This is a genomic window from Cupriavidus sp. 05T42, from assembly GCF_056396345.1.
Map to the genome: position 1 here is coordinate 98,523 of NZ_JBFTLH010000017.1, position 20,752 is coordinate 119,274.

The 20,752-nt window shown below is 67.2% G+C and carries 19 protein-coding genes and 2 tRNA genes; 5 read left to right on the forward strand and 16 right to left on the reverse strand.

Annotation, left to right across the window (positions count from 1 at the left end; all coding sequences use genetic code 11):
• Positions 1–133 precede the first annotated feature (133 nt).
• Positions 134–2,233, forward strand: a complete 2,100-nt coding sequence (locus AC1EJR_RS21100) for a TonB-dependent receptor family protein (protein ID WP_477147513.1) — start codon at positions 134–136, stop codon at positions 2,231–2,233.
• A gap of 25 nt (positions 2,234–2,258) precedes the next feature.
• On the opposite strand, the gene AC1EJR_RS21105 is transcribed toward AC1EJR_RS21100, so the two are convergent.
• From AC1EJR_RS21105 to AC1EJR_RS21170, 14 genes are all read right to left on the reverse strand, one after another.
• On the reverse strand, positions 2,259–3,674 hold the full coding sequence (locus AC1EJR_RS21105; protein WP_092300675.1) for a DUF1254 domain-containing protein: 1,416 nt from the start codon (positions 3,672–3,674) through the stop codon (positions 2,259–2,261).
• A gap of 211 nt (positions 3,675–3,885) precedes the next feature.
• Complete coding sequence (locus AC1EJR_RS21110) at positions 3,886–4,227, reverse strand: hypothetical protein (RefSeq protein WP_092300678.1); 342 nt, start codon at positions 4,225–4,227, stop codon at positions 3,886–3,888.
• Between the two features lie 225 nt (positions 4,228–4,452).
• Positions 4,453–4,529: transfer RNA gene (locus tag AC1EJR_RS21115), tRNA-Arg, on the reverse strand.
• 67 nt (positions 4,530–4,596) lie between these two features.
• The gene (locus AC1EJR_RS21120; RefSeq protein ID WP_477147514.1) at positions 4,597–5,379 is read right to left on the reverse strand and encodes a hypothetical protein; all 783 of its coding nucleotides are present in this window, start codon (positions 5,377–5,379) and stop codon (positions 4,597–4,599) included.
• Positions 5,380–5,701: 322 nt separating this feature from the next.
• Positions 5,702–5,788: transfer RNA gene (locus AC1EJR_RS21125), tRNA-Leu, on the reverse strand.
• Between the two features lie 86 nt (positions 5,789–5,874).
• On the reverse strand, positions 5,875–7,149 hold the full coding sequence (locus tag AC1EJR_RS21130) for an amidohydrolase family protein (RefSeq protein ID WP_477147515.1): 1,275 nt from the start codon (positions 7,147–7,149) through the stop codon (positions 5,875–5,877).
• A gap of 41 nt (positions 7,150–7,190) precedes the next feature.
• Entirely contained in the window at positions 7,191–8,144 is a 954-nt protein-coding gene (locus AC1EJR_RS21135; protein WP_092300762.1) for an ABC transporter permease, read from the reverse strand.
• Complete coding sequence (locus AC1EJR_RS21140) at positions 8,141–9,232, reverse strand: ABC transporter permease (RefSeq protein ID WP_092300687.1); 1,092 nt, start codon at positions 9,230–9,232, stop codon at positions 8,141–8,143. Before AC1EJR_RS21140 ends, AC1EJR_RS21135 begins: the two co-directional genes overlap by 4 nt.
• Positions 9,222–10,778, reverse strand: coding sequence for an ABC transporter ATP-binding protein (locus AC1EJR_RS21145; RefSeq protein ID WP_477147516.1), 1,557 nt, complete (start codon positions 10,776–10,778; stop codon positions 9,222–9,224). Before AC1EJR_RS21145 ends, AC1EJR_RS21140 begins: the two co-directional genes overlap by 11 nt.
• Positions 10,779–10,838: 60 nt before the next feature.
• Entirely contained in the window at positions 10,839–11,855 is a 1,017-nt protein-coding gene (locus AC1EJR_RS21150; RefSeq protein WP_477147517.1) for a BMP family protein, read from the reverse strand.
• 78 nt (positions 11,856–11,933) lie between these two features.
• Positions 11,934–12,605, reverse strand: coding sequence for a TetR/AcrR family transcriptional regulator (locus tag AC1EJR_RS21155; RefSeq protein WP_092300696.1), 672 nt, complete (start codon positions 12,603–12,605; stop codon positions 11,934–11,936).
• Complete coding sequence (gene upp, locus AC1EJR_RS21160; protein WP_092300699.1) at positions 12,605–13,297, reverse strand: uracil phosphoribosyltransferase; 693 nt, start codon at positions 13,295–13,297, stop codon at positions 12,605–12,607. Before upp ends, AC1EJR_RS21155 begins: the two co-directional genes overlap by 1 nt.
• Before the next feature lie 102 nt (positions 13,298–13,399).
• Positions 13,400–14,704, reverse strand: a complete 1,305-nt coding sequence (locus tag AC1EJR_RS21165; protein WP_477113633.1) for a URC4/urg3 family protein — start codon at positions 14,702–14,704, stop codon at positions 13,400–13,402.
• Positions 14,701–15,939 (reverse strand): GTP cyclohydrolase II, encoded by a 1,239-nt coding sequence (locus AC1EJR_RS21170; protein ID WP_092300705.1) that lies wholly within the window; start codon positions 15,937–15,939, stop codon positions 14,701–14,703. Before AC1EJR_RS21170 ends, AC1EJR_RS21165 begins: the two co-directional genes overlap by 4 nt.
• A gap of 285 nt (positions 15,940–16,224) precedes the next feature.
• Here AC1EJR_RS21170 and AC1EJR_RS21175 point away from each other — a divergent pair, with 285 nt between their 5' ends.
• A complete protein-coding gene (locus AC1EJR_RS21175; RefSeq protein ID WP_441645543.1) occupies positions 16,225–16,521 on the forward strand; it encodes a hypothetical protein in 297 nt (98 codons plus the stop codon).
• 24 nt (positions 16,522–16,545) lie between these two features.
• Here the strand turns inward: AC1EJR_RS21175 and AC1EJR_RS21180 are convergent, their stop codons facing one another.
• The gene (locus AC1EJR_RS21180) at positions 16,546–17,640 is read right to left on the reverse strand and encodes an acyltransferase family protein (protein WP_092300711.1); all 1,095 of its coding nucleotides are present in this window, start codon (positions 17,638–17,640) and stop codon (positions 16,546–16,548) included.
• A 217-nt stretch (positions 17,641–17,857) separates the two neighbouring features.
• Between AC1EJR_RS21180 and AC1EJR_RS21185 the strand changes: the two genes are divergently transcribed.
• From AC1EJR_RS21185 to AC1EJR_RS21195, 3 genes are all read left to right on the forward strand, one after another.
• On the forward strand, positions 17,858–18,361 hold the full coding sequence (locus tag AC1EJR_RS21185) for a hypothetical protein (protein ID WP_454757778.1): 504 nt from the start codon (positions 17,858–17,860) through the stop codon (positions 18,359–18,361).
• A 107-nt stretch (positions 18,362–18,468) separates the two neighbouring features.
• Entirely contained in the window at positions 18,469–19,380 is a 912-nt protein-coding gene (locus tag AC1EJR_RS21190; RefSeq protein ID WP_477113635.1) for an amino acid ABC transporter substrate-binding protein, read from the forward strand.
• Between the two features lie 175 nt (positions 19,381–19,555).
• Positions 19,556–19,834 (forward strand): amino acid ABC transporter permease, encoded by a 279-nt coding sequence (locus AC1EJR_RS21195; RefSeq protein WP_092300721.1) that lies wholly within the window; start codon positions 19,556–19,558, stop codon positions 19,832–19,834.
• An 86-nt stretch (positions 19,835–19,920) separates the two neighbouring features.
• Here the strand turns inward: AC1EJR_RS21195 and AC1EJR_RS21200 are convergent, their stop codons facing one another.
• The gene (locus tag AC1EJR_RS21200; protein ID WP_477147519.1) at positions 19,921–20,703 is read right to left on the reverse strand and encodes a hypothetical protein; all 783 of its coding nucleotides are present in this window, start codon (positions 20,701–20,703) and stop codon (positions 19,921–19,923) included.
• Positions 20,704–20,752: the final 49 nt, after the last annotated feature.

Below are 20,752 nucleotides of genomic sequence, written 5' to 3' on the forward strand. Positions count from 1 at the left end.
GCGGCATGAATCAGAACTAGGTTAGAAATCGGTCGAAAAACCGGCCTCATGCGCGCGTAGCTGTGTCTTTGTGTCACATGGTGCGCGCGCAGGCCAGGCCGTATCCTCTCGGGAAAAATTCCAAGAGGAAGTCATGAATCGAGCCAATCCGTGGCGCCGCGCGGCAGTCTTGCCCGTGGCCGCCTTGTCCACGGCTGCGCTGGGCCAGGCGGCCAGCGCGCCCGACCCCGCACCCGAACACGTGCTGCCCACCGTCACCGCGACGGCCCCGGCGGCGGGATCGCTGACCGCGCCCAGCATCAGCCAGCAGCGCCGGTCGCTGTTCGAATCGGCGGGCTCGGTGGGGTTTGTCGACGCGGCGTCGTACACCAACACCTACGCCAGCGATCTGCGGGATGTGCTCAAGGATGCACCCGGCGTCTACGTCCAGGAACGCTACGGCCAGGAACTGCGGCTGTCGATACGCGGCTCGGGCGTGGCGCGCGGCTTCCACACGCGCGGCATCGACATCCTCCAGGACGGCGTGCCGACCAACTTCGCCGATGGCAGCGGTGACTTCTACCAGATCGATCCGATCGGCCTGTCGGCGGCGGAGATCTACAAGGGCGGCAACGGCCTCGCCTACGGCAGCACCACGCTGGGCGGCGCGATCAACTTCACCACGCCGACCGCCCTGAACGCCGAGGCGCCGAACATGGCGCGCGTGGACGGCGGCAGCTTCGGCACGATCCGCGCGAGCGGGCAGGTGTCGCGCCAGATCGGCGCGTGGGACTTCCTGGCCAACCTGACCGTGAACCATTCGGAGGGCTACCGGAACCACGAGCGCGGCCAGTACGAGCAGCTCAACGCCAACCTCGGCTACCGCTTCAGCCCGTCCGTGGAAACGCGCTTCTACTTCGGCGCGTACATCGTCGATCAATTGCTGCCCGGCACCCTGAGCCTGAACGACGCGCTGAACAACCCGCGCATGGCCTCGGCCAGTGCGCTGGCGGGCGACCAGGCCCGCAACACGCGCACCGAGCGGCTGGCCAACGTGACGACCGTGAAGCTCGACAACGGCCAGCTCGACTTCAGCACCTGGGTCATCCACAAGAGTCTGTACCACCCGATCTTCCAGGTCATCGACCAGGATTACTGGACGTACGGCTTTGCGCCGCGCTACACGGGCAATTTCACGCTGGGTGGCATGCGCAACCAACTGATCGCGGGCGCGCGCTTCTTCGGCGGCAACAACGATGCGCGCCAGTACGTGAACGTGAACGGCAGCCGGGKGGCGCAGACGCTGAACGCGGCGCAGGATGCGTATAACTACGAGGCGTATCTGGAAGACCGGCTCTACGTGGTGCCCACCGTGGCGCTGATGGCCGGCGCCAAGGCGTACCGCAACCGGCGCGAGTACCAGGACTACGGCGGCCTGCCCGCCAGCCCCACGGCCAAGTCGGACGGCGCCACCTACAGCGGGGTGAACCCGAAGTTCGGCGTGCTCTKGGAACCGCGCAAGGACGTGCAGGCCTTCGTCGACATCACGCGCAGCGCCGATGTCCCGGATTTTTCCGATCTGAACCAGACCATCGGCGCGACCAACCAGTTCGTGCCGCTGGCCGCGCAGCGCGGCTGGACGCTGGAGGCCGGCACGCGCGGCCAGGTGGACCGCTTCGGCTGGGATCTGACGGTGTACCGCTCCCTCGTGCGCGACCAGTTGCTGCAATACACGGTCAGCCCCGATGTACCGGCTTCCACCTTCAACGCCAATCGCACCATCCTGCAAGGCGTGGAGCTGGGCGCCAGCGCCGACGTGCTGCGCAACGTGGCCGGCCCCGGCGACAAGATCACCGTGTCGCAACTGTGGAATTTCAGCGATTTCCGATTCGACAACGACCCGGTGTACGGCAACAACCGCATCGCCGGCATCCCGAAGCACGTGCTGCGCACGACGCTCGCGTATAGCCAGGTGGCGGGATTGCGGGTGGCGGGAACGATCGACTGGGTGCCGACCGGCGCCTATGTGGATTACGCCAACACGATGAAGGTGCCGGCCTACGTGCTGTTCGGCATCCAGGCCAGCTACGAATTCCAGCGCGGCGTCACGCTGTTCCTCGATGCCCGCAACCTGGCCGACAAGCGCTATATCAGCGACTTCGGCACCGTGGCCGACGCACGCACCGCCAACACCGCGGTGTTCTACCCGGGCGTGGGGCGCGCGTTCTACGCGGGCGTGAAGTTCAAGTTCTGATGGGGGTGGGCCGCCGGTTCGCGCGTCAGTTCACGCGCTGCACGGCCGGCGGCGCCCACTTGCCTTCCAGCATGGCCTGGTCCGGCCAGTAGGCGCGCAGCACGAGGTTGAAGCCATCGGGCGGCGCCGGCAGCCAGTTGGTCGCGCGCGCGCCGTCGGGGCGCTCGTACTGGATATAGATGTCGAGCGAGCCGTCGCGGTTGTAGCGCAGGCGGTCGCGGCTGCCGAGCGCGTAGCGCTGGATCGCGTTGTTCACGAACGTCTGCTTGTTGTTATAGAGCGTGAGCGACCAGAACGCCTTCACCGGCGGCAACTGCCCTTTCTCGAAATGCAGCACGTAGCGGCTGCCGCCATCGAACGGCCGGCCCGTGGCATCGGCGCGCGTGGCGGGATAGACCGCGTCCTCGGGCAGGTTCGCGCCCAGGCCCACCATGGCGATGGCCGCGCGCTTGGTGTAGTCGGTGCCGTAGCTGCCGAGGTCACGCGTCACGCGCCAGCCGGTGCTGCCGGCCGCGCCCTTGCGCGCTTCGGCGGCAATCCCGGCCAGCGCCGCGGTGGCGCCTTCCTGCACGGCGCGCGCCGTGGACGGCTCCAGCACGGTGGTCTTGAACGGCTCGCCGGCCTCGATCCCCATCCGACGCATTTTCCCGACCATCGCCGCATCCTCGGGCGCCGGCGGGTTGGCCTCCAGCAAGTCGGCCATGCGTGTGAAGAACGCCTGCGCGTCCATGGCCGCTACCTGCTCGACGGGCGGCGTCTGGGTGTCGATCAACGTGGCACGCGGCGGCGCGGCCGGCGGCGCCACGCGAGCGCCCTTCTGCCAGGCGGAAAGCGGAATCAGGCGGTACTGGTCCTGGAGTCGGTGCACGTTCGGGAAGTCCTGCTTCCCGTTGGTCTGCGTGCGGCCAATCAGCCAGACCATGGCGGTGGGCGAGCGAATCTCCTTCACGCCCTTGGGCAGCGTGCCCTGCCAGTCCGGCCCGACGATGGCGAACGCGCCGCGCTTGGTGCCCGAGGTGCGCTTGCCCGGCGACGCGAAGACATTGGTCCACGCATCCATCAGCGGCATCAGGTAGTAGCGGCCCGCGGTATCGGGCACGGACAGAATCACGGGCTCCTTCGACAGGTCCAGCCAGGCCGTCGAATACAGCGTATCGGCGTTGGGGCTGACCACGTCGGTGAACATGGCATCCGGGAAGTTGCGCTTGTGGACGAAGGTGTTCGCCGGCGTGCGGGCCGTCATCACCTCGCGTGTCACGTCCATCAGCACGAGTGGATAGCCGTACGTGAACACCTCCGCGGACAGGGCCTTCATGGCCTGATCGGAGGGCGGCTGCTCCACGGCCGTGGCGGTGGTCGCACGTTCGTTGGTGGACGAACATGCGGTGAGCAGGACGGCCAGCGCGACCACGCTGGCCAGATTGCGAATGGAAGGATTCATGACCCCGTTTCCCTTTGGACTGGCGGCCTTCCGGATAGACGGGCAAACGGACGGGTAAAGCGTCGCTTGTCGCCCCGGAGGCGCATCTCTTCCGGACGAATGATGTGCCCGCCGATCCGCCCGTGTCAATGTCCCGGCAACCCAATTAAGGGGGGAAACGAACACGCTTCGGGCGAATACCGGCAAGGGCTGCCAGGTCGGGAACCCAGCGCTACAGGTAGGTGGCGATCACGACATAGCCGGCGGGGGTGCCGACAGGGATACCGGGGCCATCCGCCGGCCGGACATTGAGGTGATAACGGCCCACGGACTCGCCCTCCCCGGCTGCCGGCAACGCCAGGGTCCGCACGACGGCACCACCTGGCACCGGGCAGCGCGACTGGAGCGTCGGCCGCTCCCCGGATTGCGGCTGGATGTCGCAGGTCGGCGCGGTGACGGCCCCCTCGAACCGGATCGTCCCGCCCTCGGCGCACGCCACCCCCACCTGCCCCATCAGCAGCCCCGCCGCCACCGTCATCGCCGCCATCGGGAATGCCCACGTCTGCGCCTTCATGCTTCTCTCCTTGATGTCTGAGACTGCCTGAGAAATTTCCTAAGCGACCAGTGTAGCGACGCKACAGATCAGCGAGAAGTGAAGGATTTCKGGATTGTGTGAACGGACGGGGGATGGCGGCTTCGCGAGGCGGAAGCCGAATAGCGGGAGGACCTGCAGGAGGATGTCCGAGGACAAAAGAAAAACGGGATTGGCAAACGCCAATCCCGTGTTCCTTGCAAATAGTGGCGCGGCTGGCAGGATTCGAACCCACGACCCCTTGGTTCGTAGCCAAGTACTCTATCCAACTGAGCTACAGCCGCACGCGAGGCCGCAATTGTATCGCAATTCGCCTTTCGTGCAAGCGTTTGATGAAAAAAATCGGCATGGTTACCAGCGGTACCGTGCGCCGAGCGTTGCGCCTGGGTTACGACCGGCGCGCCCCTTCATCCAGACCTTCAGGCCGGTGATGGAATTGCGCTGGGCGCCGACGTTGAACGACAGCAGTCCGCGCAGCAGGTCGGTGTCGATGCGGGTGCCGTTGATGTTGATGGTCTTGGCGCGGTTGTCCTGCCACCAGTCGGCTTCCACATAGGGATAGACGCCGGAGATGCGCGTCGGGCGGGAGCCGTAGAGGCGGACGGCCAGGCCGGTGGCGCTGGACTCGCCGGGCGGGGTGTCCCAGTTATTGCCGACGGGCGACATGCCGGGGCGATAGGCCATCTCCACGCGCGACTGCAGCGTCAGTCCTTCCGCGTTGCGCGACAGTGGCGTGTTCATTGCCAACGCCATGCTGCGCACGCTGCTGTCGACAAAGCCGGTGGCGGAGGTCACGTCGTCGAGGTGCAACCGGGCGGGTCGGGGCGCGCCGCGATAGGTCTCAACCTGGCGATCGATGGCGCCGGGGCCCGGCGCGTCGTCGACGGGCCGCGATTGCGCGGACAGCGAAGCGTAGTGCGGACGGGGCAGCCCCGGACCGTCATCGCCGTCCACCATGCGTGGCGGCGCGAGGGCATCGGGCTGGGCGGGGGACTTGGGATGCCCGCTGGCGAGTTCGGGCGGCGCGGCGCCTTCGCCGGTGGGCCMGGGCGCAGGGGCGGACGCGGCGGCGGGCGCGTTCCAACTGTCCGCCTCCTCCGCATGGACCACAACTGCGCCGGCCATCAACGCCATGAGCAACCACCATCGGAGCGACGGATGATGTGCCCAGTCTGTCGCGGCACAAGGTTTCCATCCGGGATGGCACCCGGACCGCTCCTCTCTCTCACGCAACGCCAGCTTTCTCATGGCAACCACCTTGCCGGGCGTTTCTGACCATGCCCGATCAGACTTGAGCATAGGTCAAACATCCGGCGATGGTGAATGCCTGTGTGAACTGCCGCGCAAGCCAAAACCCGCAGAGATCGTACAAGCGCCGAAAACGAAAAAGGCCCCGAGGGGCCTTTTCTTCCGTACAAATAGAAATGGCCCCGCTTTCGCGGGGCCATTTAAATATTGGTGCCCAGAAGAGGACTCGAACCTCCACAGTGTTGCCACCGCTAGGACCTGAACCTAGTGCGTCTACCAATTCCGCCATCTGGGCTTCGTCTCGCTGCATGTCTGCGGCGATGCGAAGAAAGAGATTATGCTGCGATGGTCAGCCTCTGTCAACAGGCTATCGAAAAAATCTTAGCGCAACTGGAAGTCCACCTGTGATGGCCGGCCGTCCAGCGTCAGCGTGGCGGTGGCGGCCGGGGTACGGGCCACCACCTTGCCGGCGCGCAGCACGGCCAGCCGCGTGGCGCGCAGGCGGAGGGCCTCCACCGGATTGCGCGCCTGCAACAGCACCAGGTCCGCCCGGCAGCCCGGGGCCAGGCCGTAGCCGTCCAGGCCGAGGATTTTGGCTGGCGTCTCGGTCACGGCGGCAAAGCAGGCGCGCATGGCGTCCTGCCCGGTMATCTGGGCCACGTGCAGGCCCATGTGGGCGACTTCCAGCATGTCTCCGGTGCCGAGCCCGTACCACGGATCCATCACGCAGTCGTGCCCGAAGGCCACCGGCACCCCCGCCGCCAGCAGCTCCGGCACGCGCGTCATGCCGCGCCGCTTCGGGTAGGTGTCGTGCCGGCCCTGGAGCGTGATGTTGATCAGCGGATTGGCGATGGCCGCCACGCCGGCCTCGTGCATCAGCGGCAGCAGCTTGGACACGTAATAGTTGTCCATCGAATGCATCGACGTCAGGTGCGAGCCCGTGACGCGCCCCTGCAGCCCAAGCCGCACGGACTCGCTGGCCAGCGTCTCGATATGGCGCGACATCGGGTCGTCGCTCTCGTCGCAATGCATATCCACCCGCAGGCCGCGCGCGGCGGCTTCCTCGCACAGCAGCTTTACGGACGCCGCCCCGTCCGCCATGGTCCGCTCGAAGTGCGGAATGCCGCCGACCACGTCCACGCCCATGTCCAGCGCGCGGCGCAGGTTGTCCAGCGCGCCGGGCGCCCGCAGCACGCCGTCCTGCGGAAAGGCCACCAGTTGCAGGTCGAGGTAGGGCTTTACGCGCTCGCGCACGTGCAGCAGCGCCTCCGTAGCCAGCAGGCGCGGATCGCAGACATCCACGTGCGAGCGGATGGCCAGCAGCCCCTTGGCCACGGCCCAGTCGCAATAGGCCAGCGCGCGCTCCACGATGGCCTCCTGCGTCAGCAGCGGCTTCAGTTCGCCMCACAGGGCGATGCCCTCGAGCAGCGTGCCGGACTGGTTCACGCGCGGCAGCCCATAGGACAAAGTCGAATCCATGTGGAAGTGGGCGTCGACGAACGGCGGCGTGACGAGCTGGCCGGCGGCGTCGATCTCCTCGCCCGCCGTGGCGGCCAGGCGCGGCTCCACGGCGGCGATCTTGCCGTTGGCGATGCCGATGTCGATGTCGGTACGGCCATCGGGCAGGCTGCAGCGGCGCAGGATCAGGTCGAACATGTGGAATCTCTCTMTTATATATAGGGGGCGATGGGACCGGATCAGCGCTCGCCCTTGCGGTACGGCTTCATCAGCGCCTGCGGATAGGCCGCGCGGCGCGCCACCAGCACCAGCGCCAGGATCGACAGCACATAGGGCAGCATCAGGTACACCTGGTACGGCAGCGGCGGCAGCCCCGGCAGGCTCGCCCCGCCCTGTTGCAGACGCAGTTGCAGGGCGTCGAACGCGGCGAACAGCACCGCGCCGAGCAGCGCCCGGCCCGGCCGCCACGAGGCAAAGACCACCAGCGCCACGCAGATCCAGCCGCGCCCGTTGATCATATTGAAGAAGAACGCGTTGAAGGCGGAGAGCGTCAGGAAGGCGCCGCCCACGGCCATCAGCGCCGAGCCGGCCATGATCGCACCGATCCGCACGGCCGCCACGCGGATACCCTGTCCCTCCGCCGCCGCCGGATTCTCGCCGACCATGCGCAGGGCCAGCCCCAGCGGCGTGCGATAGAGCAGCCAGCCGATCAGCGGCGCCATGCACAGCGCCAGCAGCGTCAGGGCTGTCTCGGCGGCCATCACGGGACCGATGACGGGTACCTGCGCCCACCACGTCATCGGCGCGAACGGGGTGATCGTCGGCGGCGACGACACCTGCGCGAAGTTCAGCCGGTAGGCGTAGTAAGACACGCTGGTGGCCAGCATCGTCACGCCCAGCCCCGCGACGTGCTGGGACAGCGCCATCGACACGGTCAGCCAGCCGTGCAGCAGCCCGAAGGCCAGCCCCACGCCCGCCGCCACCGCCACGCCGCCCCAGAGCGGCGCGCCGAGGTAGACCGCCAGCCAGCCGGAGAAGGCGCCGGCCACCATGATCCCTTCGATGCCGAGGTTGAGCACCCCGGCGCGCTCGCACAGCAGCACGCCCAGCGTGCCGAAGATCAGCGGCGTGGCCACGCGCAGCACGGCGACCCAGAACGGCGCCGCGCTCACGATATCGAGCAGTTCCATCAGGCGGCCCTCCCGATGCGGTCGAGCCGCACGCGGTAGCGCGTCAGCATCGTGGCTACCAGCATGGTCAGCAGCGCCACGGCGACGATCACGTCGGCGATGGCATTCGGCACGCCCACGGCGCGGCTCATGCCGTCCGCACCCACCAGCACGCCCGCCACGAACACCGACGCGGCGATCACGCCGATCGGATGCAGCCCAGCCAGCATGGCGATGACCACCCCGGCGTAGCCGTAGCCGGGCGAGATGTCGAGGGTCAGGTAGCCGGTGCGCCCCGCCACCTCCACCACGCCGGCCAGCCCTGCCAGCGCGCCGGACAGCATCGCCGCCAGCAGGGTCACGCGCGTCACTGGCATGCCCGCGAAAGCCGCCGCGCGCGCGTTGGCGCCCACCGCACGCATCTGCAGGCCGAACACCGTGAAGCGGTTGACCGCCCACAGGATCACGGCCAGCGCCACGGCGATCAGCAGCCCGCTATGCACGCGCGAACGCTCCAGCAGCCGCGACAGTTCGAGTTCCGGCACCAGCGCGACGGACTGCGGCCAGCCCATCGCCAGCGGGTCCTTCATCGGTCCATCCAGCATCATCGACACGCCCAGCAGGACGATRAAGTTCAGCAGCAGCGTGGTGACCACCTCGTCCACCCCCAGCCGCAGCTTCAGCAGTGCCGGCACCAGCAGCAGCAGCCCGCCGGCCAGCATGCCGGCCGCCACCATCAGGCCGAACAGCAGCCCGTTCGGGAGCGAAGCCGCCCAAGGCACGGCAGCCCCATCCACCTGCCCGCCCACGGCCACCGCCGCCAGCGCGCCCAGGTACAACTGCCCTTCCGCGCCGATATTGAACAGCCGCGTGCGGAACGCCACCGCCACAGCCAGCCCGGTCAGCATCAGCGGCGTGGCGCGGGTCAGCGTTTCCGACCACGCGAAGCGCGAGCCGAAGCCGCCTTCGAGCAACAGCCAATACGCCTTGCCGACCGGCGCGCCGGCCCAGGCGACCAATACGGCACAAATACCAAGTGTGGCGACGATGGCCCCGAACGGCGCGGCCACCAGCGCGGTGCGCGAGACCGTGGTGCGTGCTTCAAGCCGCATGGGCCACCTCCCCGTGCGTTGCGGCGTGGTCCGCGCCGGCCATGGCCAGACCCAGCGTGCCGAGCGTCCAGCCGGACGCCGCGCGGGCCGGCGTCAGCCGTCCGCCATGGATCACGGCGATGCGGTCGGCCAGCGACAGCAGTTCGTCGAGATCCTCGGAAATCAGCAGCACGGCGGCCCCGGCCGCCGCCGCTTCCAGCAACTGGCGATGGACGTAGGCCACCGCGCCGATGTCCAGCCCCCAGGTGGGCTGGCTGGCGATGACCAGCCGAGGCGTCTGCGCGCCGCGTACCGACAGCGCGCGCCCCAAAATCAGCTTCTGCATATTGCCGCCGGAGAGCGTGCGCGTGGGGGCGTCGATGCCGCCGCCGCGCACATCGAATTTCTTGGCCAGCGCCGCCGCAAAGCGCCGCGCCGGTCCGCTGCGGATCACCCCGCCGCGCACGAACGCCGGGTTGCCCAATTGCTCGGCAATCGCGTTCTCCCACACGGCCAAGTCGCCCACGGCGCCTTCGGCATGGCGATCCTCGGGCACGCGCGCMACGMCGGCGGCAATCCAGCGCCGAGGCACGGCCGGCAGGTCGATGCCTTCCACGGTCACCGTGCCGGACGATGGCGCGAGCATGCCGCTCATCAGCTCGGCCAGCGTCACCTGCCCGTTGCCGGACACGCCGGCGATGCCGACGATCTCGCCCGCATGGAGCGCCAGCGTGACATCGTGCAGTGCCACGCGGCCCTCGGCCGCCGCCACATTGGCGCGGCGCAGGGTGGCGACCAGTTCCCCAGCCGTCTCGACGGCCACGCGCCGCGGCATCTCCACACGCCGTCCCACCATCAGTTCGGCCAGCTCCTGCTTGCTGGTCTCGCCGACCGCGCGCATCGCCACCAGCTTGCCGCCGCGCAGCACCGCCACGCGATGTGATACACGCAGCACTTCGTCGAGTTTATGGCTGATGAAAATGACCGACAGCCCTTCGGCGATCAATTGCGCCAGCGTGGTGAACAGGCTGTCCACCTCCTGGGGCGTCAGCACGGCTGTGGGTTCATCGAGAATCAGCACCCGGGCGCCGCGATACAGCGCCTTGACGATTTCCACGCGCTGGCGCTCGCCCACGGACAGCGCGCCGACCCGCGCGTTGGGCTGGACGGCAAGGCCGAAGCGCTGGGCGATGGCCTGAACGCGCCCGAGCGCGGCGGCGCGCTGCTGGCGCCAGCGCCAGAGCGGCTCGGTGCCGATCAGGATGTTGTCGAGCACGGTGAGGTTGTCGGCCAGCGTGAAGTGCTGGTGGACCATGCCCACGCCAGCCGCCAACGCTGCGCGCGGGTTGCCGGGCGGCAGCGTCGCGCCATCGACCTCGACGCTGCCGGCATCGGCAACGTAGTGGCCGAACAGGATATTGACCAGCGTGCTCTTGCCGGCGCCGTTCTCGCCGAGCAGGGCGAGCACCTCGCCACGCTGGAGATCGAGCGAAATGTCGTCGTTGGCGGTCAGCGGGCCGAAACGCTTGGTGATATGGGAAAGACGGAGGACKGGAGGCGATGCCATTTCAATGTTCGTGGGTGTTCTCCCCTCTCCCGCACGCGGGAGAGGGGAGTAAAACCAACCTTACGGCGTGGACTTCGGCTCCGTTTCCACCACCTTGACCGTGAACTTGCCATCGAGGATGGCGCGCTCCTTGGCCTTAACCTTGGTCATCACGTCAGCCGGCACCTTGCCCTCGAAGGTGCCCAGCGGCGCCAGCTCGGCGCCCTTGACCTTCATCAAGGAATACTGGCCGTAGTCCTCGTTCTTGAACTGGCCGGCCTTGACCTTGGCCAGCGCGGCGCCAATCGTCGGCTCCATGTTCCACAGCGCCGAGGCCACCACCGTGGCCGGGTATTGCGGCTGGGTGTTGATCACGTTGCCGATGGCCAGCTTGCCGCGCTCCTTGGCCGCGTCGGAAACGCCGAAGCGCTCGGCGTAGAGCACGTCCGCGCCCTTGTCGATCATGGCGAAGGCCGCTTCCTTGGCCTTGGGCGGATCAAACCAGGAGCCGATGAAGCTCACCGTGAACTTCACCTTCGGGTTCACCTCGCGCGCGCCTTCCATGAAGGCGTGCATCAGCCGGTTCACCTCGGGAATCGCATAGCCGCCGACCATGCCGATGTGGTTGGTCTTGGTCATGCCGCCCGCGATCATGCCGGTCAGATAGGACGGCTCCTGGATGTAGTTGTCGAACACCGAGAAATTCGGCGCCTGCGGCTTGCCCGAGGAGCCCATCAGGAAGCCGACCTTCGGGTAGTCCTTGGCGACCTTGCGCGCGGCGGCCTCCACGGCGAACGATTCGCCCACGATCAGCCCCGAGCCCTGCTCCGCGTACTGGCGCAGCACGCGCTCGTAGTCGGCATTCSACACGCTTTCCGAGAACACATAGTCGATCTCGCCGCGCGCCTTGGCTTCGTTCAGCGCCTTGTGGATACGCGAGACCCACTGCTGCTCCACCGGCACCGTGTACACCGCGGCCACCTTCACCTTTGTCTGGGCATGGGCCAGCGGCGTGGCGCCGAGGGCCACGATACCCGCCAGCGCGGCCCCCGCCGCCGCCACTTTCAGCCAGGTGCGGCGATAGCTTTCAATAGGCATGACTTCACTCCCCTTTCGCGTCGTTGCGCGTGATCGAGTACTGCGTTGGAATTCTTTTTTTCTGGTCCAGCATCGGCCTCAGGCCATGCCATGCGCGCGGGCGGACGCTGGCTCGAGCCCGCAGCCGCGCAACAGCAAGGCCACCAGATGCTCGGTGGCTTGCTGGAAGTCCTGGGCGTCCAGCCGCTTCACGCCCAGCACGGCACAGATCTGGGTTTCGAAGTCGGCATAGGTCTGCGTGGCGGCCCAGATCGTGAAGAACAGATGCTGCGGGTCCACCGCCGCCATCTGCCCGCCGGCGATCCAGGCGCGGATCACCCCCGACTTGCGCGCCACCAACTCACGAAGTGCCTCACGCAGCACCCCGCCGATCTCGGGCGCGCCATGGAGCAGCTCGTTGGCAAACACGCGCGAGGCGTCCGGGTGGCTGGCGGAGAGCCGCATCTTGGCGCGGATGTAATGCTCCAGCGCCACCTCCGGCGGATAGTCGACGCTGATGATGTCGGTCTCGGACAGCCACAGTTGCAGCGTATGGGCCAGCACCGCGCGGTACAGCGCCTGCTTGGTGCGGAAGTAGTAGTGCAGGTTCGACTTCGGCACGCCGGCGCGCAGGGCGATGTCGGCCATCGTCGCCCCGGCGAAACCCGCGCGGGCGAACACGTATTCCGCCGCGCGCAGGATCAGCGCCTCGTTCTCCTGTCGAATGCGGCCCGCCGCTTCGCGGGCGGCGGGCGCGACCAGCGCGTCCATTACTTCGTGCCGTAGAGCCGGTCGCCGGCGTCGCCGAGGCCCGGCACGATGTAGCCGTGCTCGTTGAGCTGCTCGTCGATGGCCGCCGTGACGATCGCCACGTCCGGGTGCGCCGCGCGCAGCGCCTGGAGCCCCGGGCGGGAGGCAATCAGGCAGACATACTTCATGGTCGTCACGCCGGCCTCCTTGAGCCGGTTCAGTGCCGCGATGGCGGAGTTGCCCGTGGCCAGCATCGGGTCCACCACGATCACCATGCGCTCGTGGATGTCTTCCGGCATCTTGAAGTAGTACTCGATGGGCTCCAGCGTCTCGGGGTCGCGGTAGAGCCCGATATGGCCGACGCGCGCGGCGGGCAGGAGGTCGAGCATGCCGTCCAGGAAGCCGTTGCCAGCGCGCAGGATCGACACCAGACAGAGCTTCTTGCCCGACAGCACCGGCGACACCATCGGCGCGATCGGCGTCTTGATGGCGATGGTCTCCATCGCCAGGTCGCGCGTGGCCTCGTAGGTCAGCAGCTGGCTGATCTCGCGCACCAGCCGGCGGAAGTTATCGGTAGTCGTTTCCTCGCTGCGCGCGAGCGTGACCTTGTGCTGCACCAGCGGGTGATTGACCACCATCACCATGGCTGACGGCGACGTCTCTGTATCGGCAATGGCTTGCGCGGCCGTAGGCACGGCGGACAGGTCATTCATGGTGCGCTCCTTGGGTCGACTCGCTGGTTTCATCAGGCACGACGGGCCACTGGCCCGCCGCGCCCGGCTGCCTGCAAAAACGTGGGTGGTAAAAGGCTCTCGTCAGAACACCGTGCCGTCGCTCTGGATCGCGAACGGGGGCGTGCCGCCCGGCCTGCGCTGCGCGGCAATGCGCCGGCCCGCGGCCCAGGTGCCGCCCTCCAGCACCCGCGCCAGCGGAAAATCCTCCTGGGTGACGCCCAGCGCCTGCCGCACCCCTTCGGCCACGAGGTCGAGCCCGGTCACGGTCAGCGCGCGCCATTCCACGATCACCGGCTCATCCACCGTGTGCGTGCCCGCCGCGAAATCGGGGTTGCGCGGCACCATCAGCTCGAAATCGAACAGCAGGCCGCCGTTGCGGTACTCGGGCAGGCCGGTCAGGGCGTCCAGCCCGGTGACGATGAGGCCGGCGTCCTCGAGCGGCTCCAGCAGCGAATAGGTCAGCCACTGGGTGAGCTTGTGAAACGGCACCAGCCCGTCGGGCGCGGCTTCATGGTGCCAGCAGTCGCCCAGCGAGATGCCATCGAGCTGCACGCGGCCCGGCCAGACCGGCCCGAGCGCCACCAGCAGCGTGCGCAGCACGAAGCTGGCCTCGATGCGGCCATCGACGGCATGTTTGGCGAAGTAGTCGTACAGATTGCCGAGCCGGGCCGGCGTGCCGAAGACGGCCGGGGTGGCTTGCACCACCTCCCCCAGCCGGCGCAGCAGGCCGGCGCGGCCTTCCAGCCCCACCAGCGGGTTGTGCGCGGCCACCTGGAAAGCGGTGGCGATGGTCGAGGCGTCCATGCGCGCCAGCCGCTCGCCATCGGCACGCAAGGGGTCGCCATGCTCGGCGGAGAAGCCGCCGCGCGCGAAGAGATCGAAGCTGGCCACGCCGAGGCCCTCGGAGCGGGTCAGCATCAGGTCGCTGGCCGGATCGCGGTAGCGCCAGTCAGCGCCGGCACCGGCATCGAGCAGTACGCTCGGGATGACCAGGTCGATGCCGATGCGCGCGCGTTCCTCGCAATGATCGGCGCCGGACATGCCCGCCCGCTCGCACAGGATCTGCCAGCGGTCGAGCTTTTCCTCGCCCGGACCGCCGCTCTCGAAATGGCGCCAGCGGCTGTGATACGGCACCTTGAGGTCGCGGTAGCGGCGCCGGATGGTGGCCGCCACGTAGTCCGCCACGGCGTGCACCCGGTCTGGATGCCAAGTAAAGAGCGCAGACTCGCCCGCCGCCACGTATTCCGTCACGATGGCGCACCGGCTGCGCACAGCCTCCGCGCTCAACAGCGCCGAGGCGGGATGGTCCGGCGGCACCGGGGTGTGCCAGCCGCTGCCATCGCCATCGATCCGTGCGTCCTGCCCTCCTTCGGAATGCTGGTTCATTCGTTCAACCCCCTGCCCTTTGCCAGGGCGAGTTCGTCGGCGTCCGGCGGCGTGTACCGCGTGAAGTACCCCGCCGCCACCTTTGCATCGATTTCCACGCGCGCGTCGGCCGGGATCAGCGCCTCGGGAATGGCCACCTGCTCCACCACCTCGATGCCCTGCGCGGTCAGCGCGCCATGTTTCATATTGCTCATGGACGCCCAGCGGTCGATCCGCCGGATGCCCAGCCAGTGGAAGACGTCGGGCATCAGTTCCTGGAACCGCATGTCCTGCACGCCCGCCACGCATTCAGTCCGCGCGAAGTAGGTTTCGGCGCGGTCGCCGCCCACCTGGCGCTTGCGCGCGTTGTAGACCAGGAACTTGGTCACCTCGCCCAACGCGCGGCCCTCCTTTCGGTTATAGACCACCAGGCCTACGCCGCCCTGCTGCGCCATCTCGATACAGACCTCGATGCCGTGCGCCAGATAGGGCCGGCACGTGCAGATGTCGGAGCCGAACACATCCGAGCCATTGCATTCGTCGTGCACGCGGCAGGCCACGCGGGTCTCCGGCTGGCCCAGCTTGGCCACATCGCCGAAGAAATAGAGCGTCATGCCACCGATGGGGGGGAGGAAGACCTTGAGGTCGGGCCGCGTGACGAGTTCCGGGAACATGCCGCCGGTCTGCTCGAACAGGCTGCGCCGCAGGATGCTTTCCTTGATATTGAAGCGCCGCGCCAGGCCCGGCAGGTACCAGACCGGGTCCACGGCGGCCTTGGTCACGCGCACATCGCCATTGGGATAGAGGATCTCGCCATCGGGCACCAGCCGGCCAGCGGCGATGGCCGCCGTCAGCTCCGGCATATTGATATGGGCGCGCGTGACGGCGATGGTCGGGCGGATGTCCACGCCGGCGGCGATGCGGTCTGCGAAGACGGTGGAGACGAGGTGGCCCCAGGGGTCGAGCGAGACGATCTTGTCCGGATCGCCCCACTGGGCATGGGGCCCGATGGACTCGGCCGGCGCCGTGTCGGTCAGGTCCGGCCGATGCGCGCGCTGCAGGCTGCCCGAGGCCACCGCCAGCGCGCGATAGATCGCATAGGCCCCGGCGTGGGTGCCGATCACGTTGCGGCGCGTGAGGTCCGTGAGGCTGGCGATGACCGGTCCCCGCTCGGCCGCCGTGGGGGCGCCCCAGTGGATCGGCTCGGCCGGCTTGTCGCGGCGCGCGTGCGAGGTCAGGACGATGTGATCGGACATGACAGCCTCTTCCCCGGATGCCCCGGTATCTGGAATCCTGACCAAATGGTCAGGTTTGTATCTCCATACTAGGCAACGTTCGTGCCATCGCCCAAGTGGGGTTGTTACGGTAGGTGTGGCGCCGAACGCACCGTGGCAGTGCGTTGCCCGCGCCAAGGCGAGGCGGTGGGCACCATCAGGGCGATGGGGTCAATTTAGGACTTCGGCTATGTCGAGGTCGACAGGCATTTTCCATACTGGCTGCATCGCGCCCCAGACGGGGCCAGCCACAGCATGGAGAACATCATGAAACTACTATCCGCCTTAGCGGCAGTCGCCGCATCCCTCAGCGTGTTGGCGCCTGTGGCGGCGCAGGCCGCGGGGACATCGGCCAGCCTGCTGCCCGCCTCCTGCGTGACGGTGTCGGCGCAGGCCGGCGAGGCCCAGCGGGCACCCGGGCCGCGCGTGCGATGTGTGCTGCCGTCCGGCAAGGTGTCGGGCATGGTGCCCGTGGGAGGGATGTCGCACGGGGCGCCCGCGGACTGGCGCCGGGTCATCGAGGACCCGGCCGCCCGCAAGGCGCTGGTGCCGACATACAGCTGAGAGCGCTAAGGCGCTAAGGCCAGATCAGGCCTCGGAAGTGACCGACTTGTCACGCGCCGGCCAGATCGCCTCGCGCAACACATGGAGGACATCGACCGATTCCACATAGCGATGGAACACCGCCCCGGCCAGATTGCTGGCGACCCAGGCGGCCCCCATGCCCAGTGCGTTGAGCACGGGCTGCCCCGGCGCCAGGTGCGAGACCGCCGCATTGACCACCAGGCAAACCGGAAAGTGGACCAGGAAGACCGAATAGGAAATCTTGCCGAAATAGGCCGAGAGATCCGCCAGACGGCCGCCGGGCCAGCGCTCCAGCCAGTCCCCGCGCCGGGAGATGGCCAGTAGCAGCGCCGTGGCCAGCGCCACCGCGATGCGCAGCCGGAAGTCCACCACCAGCGCCGCCACGCCCAGCGAGGCCAGCAGGATCAGCGCCATCGGCGAGCGCCCCGGGTTCGACACCCAGTAGGCCAGCGTGCCCATGCCATAGGCACCAAAGAAATAGATCGCCCAGATATCCCAGCTGGCGTCGCGGTTGAACCAGAACAGCGACGCCACGGCCAGCGCACCCACCAGCGCCATGCCCCACGGCAGGCGCCGACGCGGCGCCGCGCGCGCCACCCACAGCACCATCACGAGCAAGGCGAACAGTTGCAGGTCGATGGCGATATACCAGACGCCGGCGGACAGCGCGTCCACATCGAGAATGTTGTGCAGCAGCAGCAGATGCGCGACGAACTGCGCCAAGTGCGGGGCGGCCGGAATGGAGTCATGCGTCATCCAGGTGCGCGCCAGCGCAGCCCCGGCAATCGCCACGAGAATGGCGACGGCAAACGGCACCACCAGCTTCTGATAACGGCGCCAGATGGTCCCCAGCGGATTCGCGGCCGTCAGAATCCCGCCCGGCGCAAGGCTGCGCGCGGCCAGGAAACCACTGACAACAAGAAAGACCTGCACGGCAATGCGCGCATAGTCGGCCAGCCAGCCAATCAGCCCCGGGGCAAGGGCGTGCGCGGCATCGGACATCGGCCCGTAGAAGGCCAGATGGTGCAACACGATCAGCTGTGAGCTGACCGCCTTCAGCGCGTCAATGCACGCCAAACGAGAAGGACGGGTGCCCATTTGTTATGAGAACGATACAAAGGTGCGGGATTGTACCTTGTTGGTGCAGGGACGGATGGGGGTCAAAGGTTACGGATGTAACAAGGATAGGTGGGATGGCGCGCCGGCCACGATGAAAGTCAAACCATGCCCAATTCTTGGGCGCGTCTGATAGACCTCTCAGACAATGCGCGGGTAGAACGTCTGCTGGTTCAACCCTAGTCATACAGACCAGCGCATGGAAAACGAAATCAAAAACAATCATTTACTGCGGCGGGACCTCGAAGATCTCGTTCGCGAAAGATTCGGTTATCGGCTTTTTGGCACGACGCCGACGCCACGGGAAATCATCGAACTTCTGGATCTCGAAGGAACTGCCCGGCGCATCGAAATAAGGAGTTTATGTATTGTGCAAAAGATATGGAATTACAGGTTCGTTATTAAAATAATCGCTGGCATCATTCTCGCCTTCATCGTCGTTATTATGCCTGCAGATATCTGGGACGCATGGACTGTCCCTCATGAATACCCCTTTGGAGAGGAAGGCCCAGCCGCTTCGATGTGGGCTTATCGGTCCCAGCAGAATTATCTGATATCAAGCATCTCACTCTGGACCACCAGTACTCTCGCCCTCTGGCCCCTGCTTGCCAGGCGCGCCCGAATGCGGACCCGCATCCTGCGCGCGCTCCCCTTTGCCGTGGTCTGGGCGCTGATGGCCTATGACGGCTCCCGGTTGACCTAGCGCGGCCCGTTCCCCAAAACCGGGCATTTGCTTATGACGAGAATATCCTTCCTGCGCCGCAGGCCCGGGGTATACCCTTGCCGCTTTCGTCAGCACCCTCGGATCCCATGTCGCCGTTTGCCTCGTTTTCGTCCCTGCAACGCCTGATTGCCGCTGCTGCCCTGCTCGCCGGGGTAGTGGCGCCTGCTCTCGCCCATGCCGATAGCCCGGTTCTCCACAAGATTCGCGAGACGGGCACGATTACGCTCGGCTATCGGGAATCGGCGTTGCCGTTTTCGTTTGCCGACGACAAGGGCCAGCCGGCCGGGTATGCGGTGGATCTCTGCCTGCGTGCCGCCGAGGCCGCCCGCGTCAAGGCCGGGTTGAAGGAGATCAAGGTGCGCTGGCTGCCGCTGACGCCGCAGAACCGCATTCCGGCCGTCGTCAATGGGCTGGTCGACCTCGATTGCGCGCCCAATACCAATACGCTGGAGCGCCAGAAGCAGGTGGCGTTCAGCGTTTCGCACTATGTATCCACGGTGCGGATGCTGGTACGGGCCGATTCGGGTATCAAGTCGCTCGAGGATCTGCGTGGCAAGACCGTGGTGACCAGCGCCGGCTCCACCGGCGACCGCCACGTGCGACGCCTGAAGGCCGACTATGGCTATCGGGACGTCTACGCCAAGGATCATGGCGAGTCGTTCCTGCTGCTGGAGACGGGCCGCGCCCAGGCCTTCGTCATGGACGATGTGCTGCTGGCCGGGCTGCGCGCCAAGTCGAAGGATCCGTCGCAGTTCGTGATTGTCGGCCCGGCGCTGTCGGTGGAGCAGAACGCGCTGATGATGTCCAAGGCGGACCCTGAGTGGAAGCGGCTGGTCGATCAGGCGCTGGCGGGCACCTTCGCCACGCCGGACGTCGTCGCGCTGCAAAAGCGCTGGTTCCAGCAGCCGATTGGCACGCGTGGCACCAACCTCGCGCTGGCGCCCTCCGCCGAGGTCACACAGGCCTGGAAGCACCCCTCTGACGCCGTGACCGAATAAGCACTTTTCGGCATCCATCTCGGGGCGGCACGCGGCTGCCGCCCCCGGAAAACCCCTGAGTTGACGGCTTCACCGGCCTTGGACACACTGGCCCGAGCGGGCTGACATGCTGTTTACTGGCCGGTAAGCCCGCACAACGCGAACCGCCGGAAGGCGGCACCACTCAGGAGATCCCATGAACAAGATCATCGCCACCGCAGTTGCGCTGGGCCTGGCTACCGCCTCCGTGGCGGCCATCGCACAGGACAAGAAGCAGTTCGACCCGTACTCGCAAGGCGCGAAGTCCGGCGAGAAATTCGACACCTACAGCCAGGGTGCGAAGTCCGGCGACAAGTTCGACCCGTACAGCCAGGGCGCGAACAAGAGCACCCGTGCGGATCTGGTGGATCAGTCGGGCCAGCCGAAGAAGGACAAGACCAAGAAGACCACCAAGAAGCCCACGCAGGGCAACTGATTGGCCGCTGGCCGGTCACGGATCTTCCCGTGCGGAAACAGGCCCCCCAAGACATTGGGGGGTTTTTTATTGGCCGGATGCGGGTGTCAGCGCTCCGCTGGGGCCTCGGGGTCCAGCATTTCCAGCCCGGTCACGTCCACGCGCTGGACCTTGTTGTTCTGGCGGACTTCGGTGCGCAGCACGAAGGCCTCCATCGGGCAGTACCAGTCGGTGACGTGCAGCACGCTCGGCTCCAGCTGCAGGATCTCGTCGCCCACCATCAACGGGCCCAGCGAGGTGCGCTTCTCATAAGTGATGGGCATGCACTCCTTGCGTCCCATCACGGTATTGATCATCTGGCGTCGCCCCACCATGCGGGAGCCGACGATGATCGACGCATGCAGGGCCTGCATCGTGCCCACCACCTCGTCGGCGCCGAGCGGATAGATCTTCAGCGAGACGCTCGACTGGAAGGTCTCGCCCTCGAGCATCGCCCCCTCCTTGATCTCCACGCCGGCATAGTTGAAAACGCCGCTACCCGTAAACGACGCCTCGCCGAACATCCGCGCATATCGGGCCCGGGCGTTGATCACCGCGTTGCGGCTGTCGATGCGCGTGCGCATGGTGGCGCTGCTGCGGTCGATATTGATCTCGTGCACCTGGTCCATCACCACCGGGGGGCCCATCAGCGCCGACAGCGCCGACTTGGAGCGCACTTCGAGCTGGGCGCTGCAGCCGCGCGCCGTGCGCATCACCTCGCGCAGCGTCATGGTGATCGACATCGGCATCTCGCCGTCGCCTTCCATCTGCACGCGGGAGCCGGAGCGGAACCACGGGGCGTCGCACAAGGCTGCACCGGCCGGCATGGGCACGGGGGACATGCCGGCCACGGGCGCGGCGTCGGCGGCGTCGGCGGCCGGGGCGGCCGGGGCGGCCGGG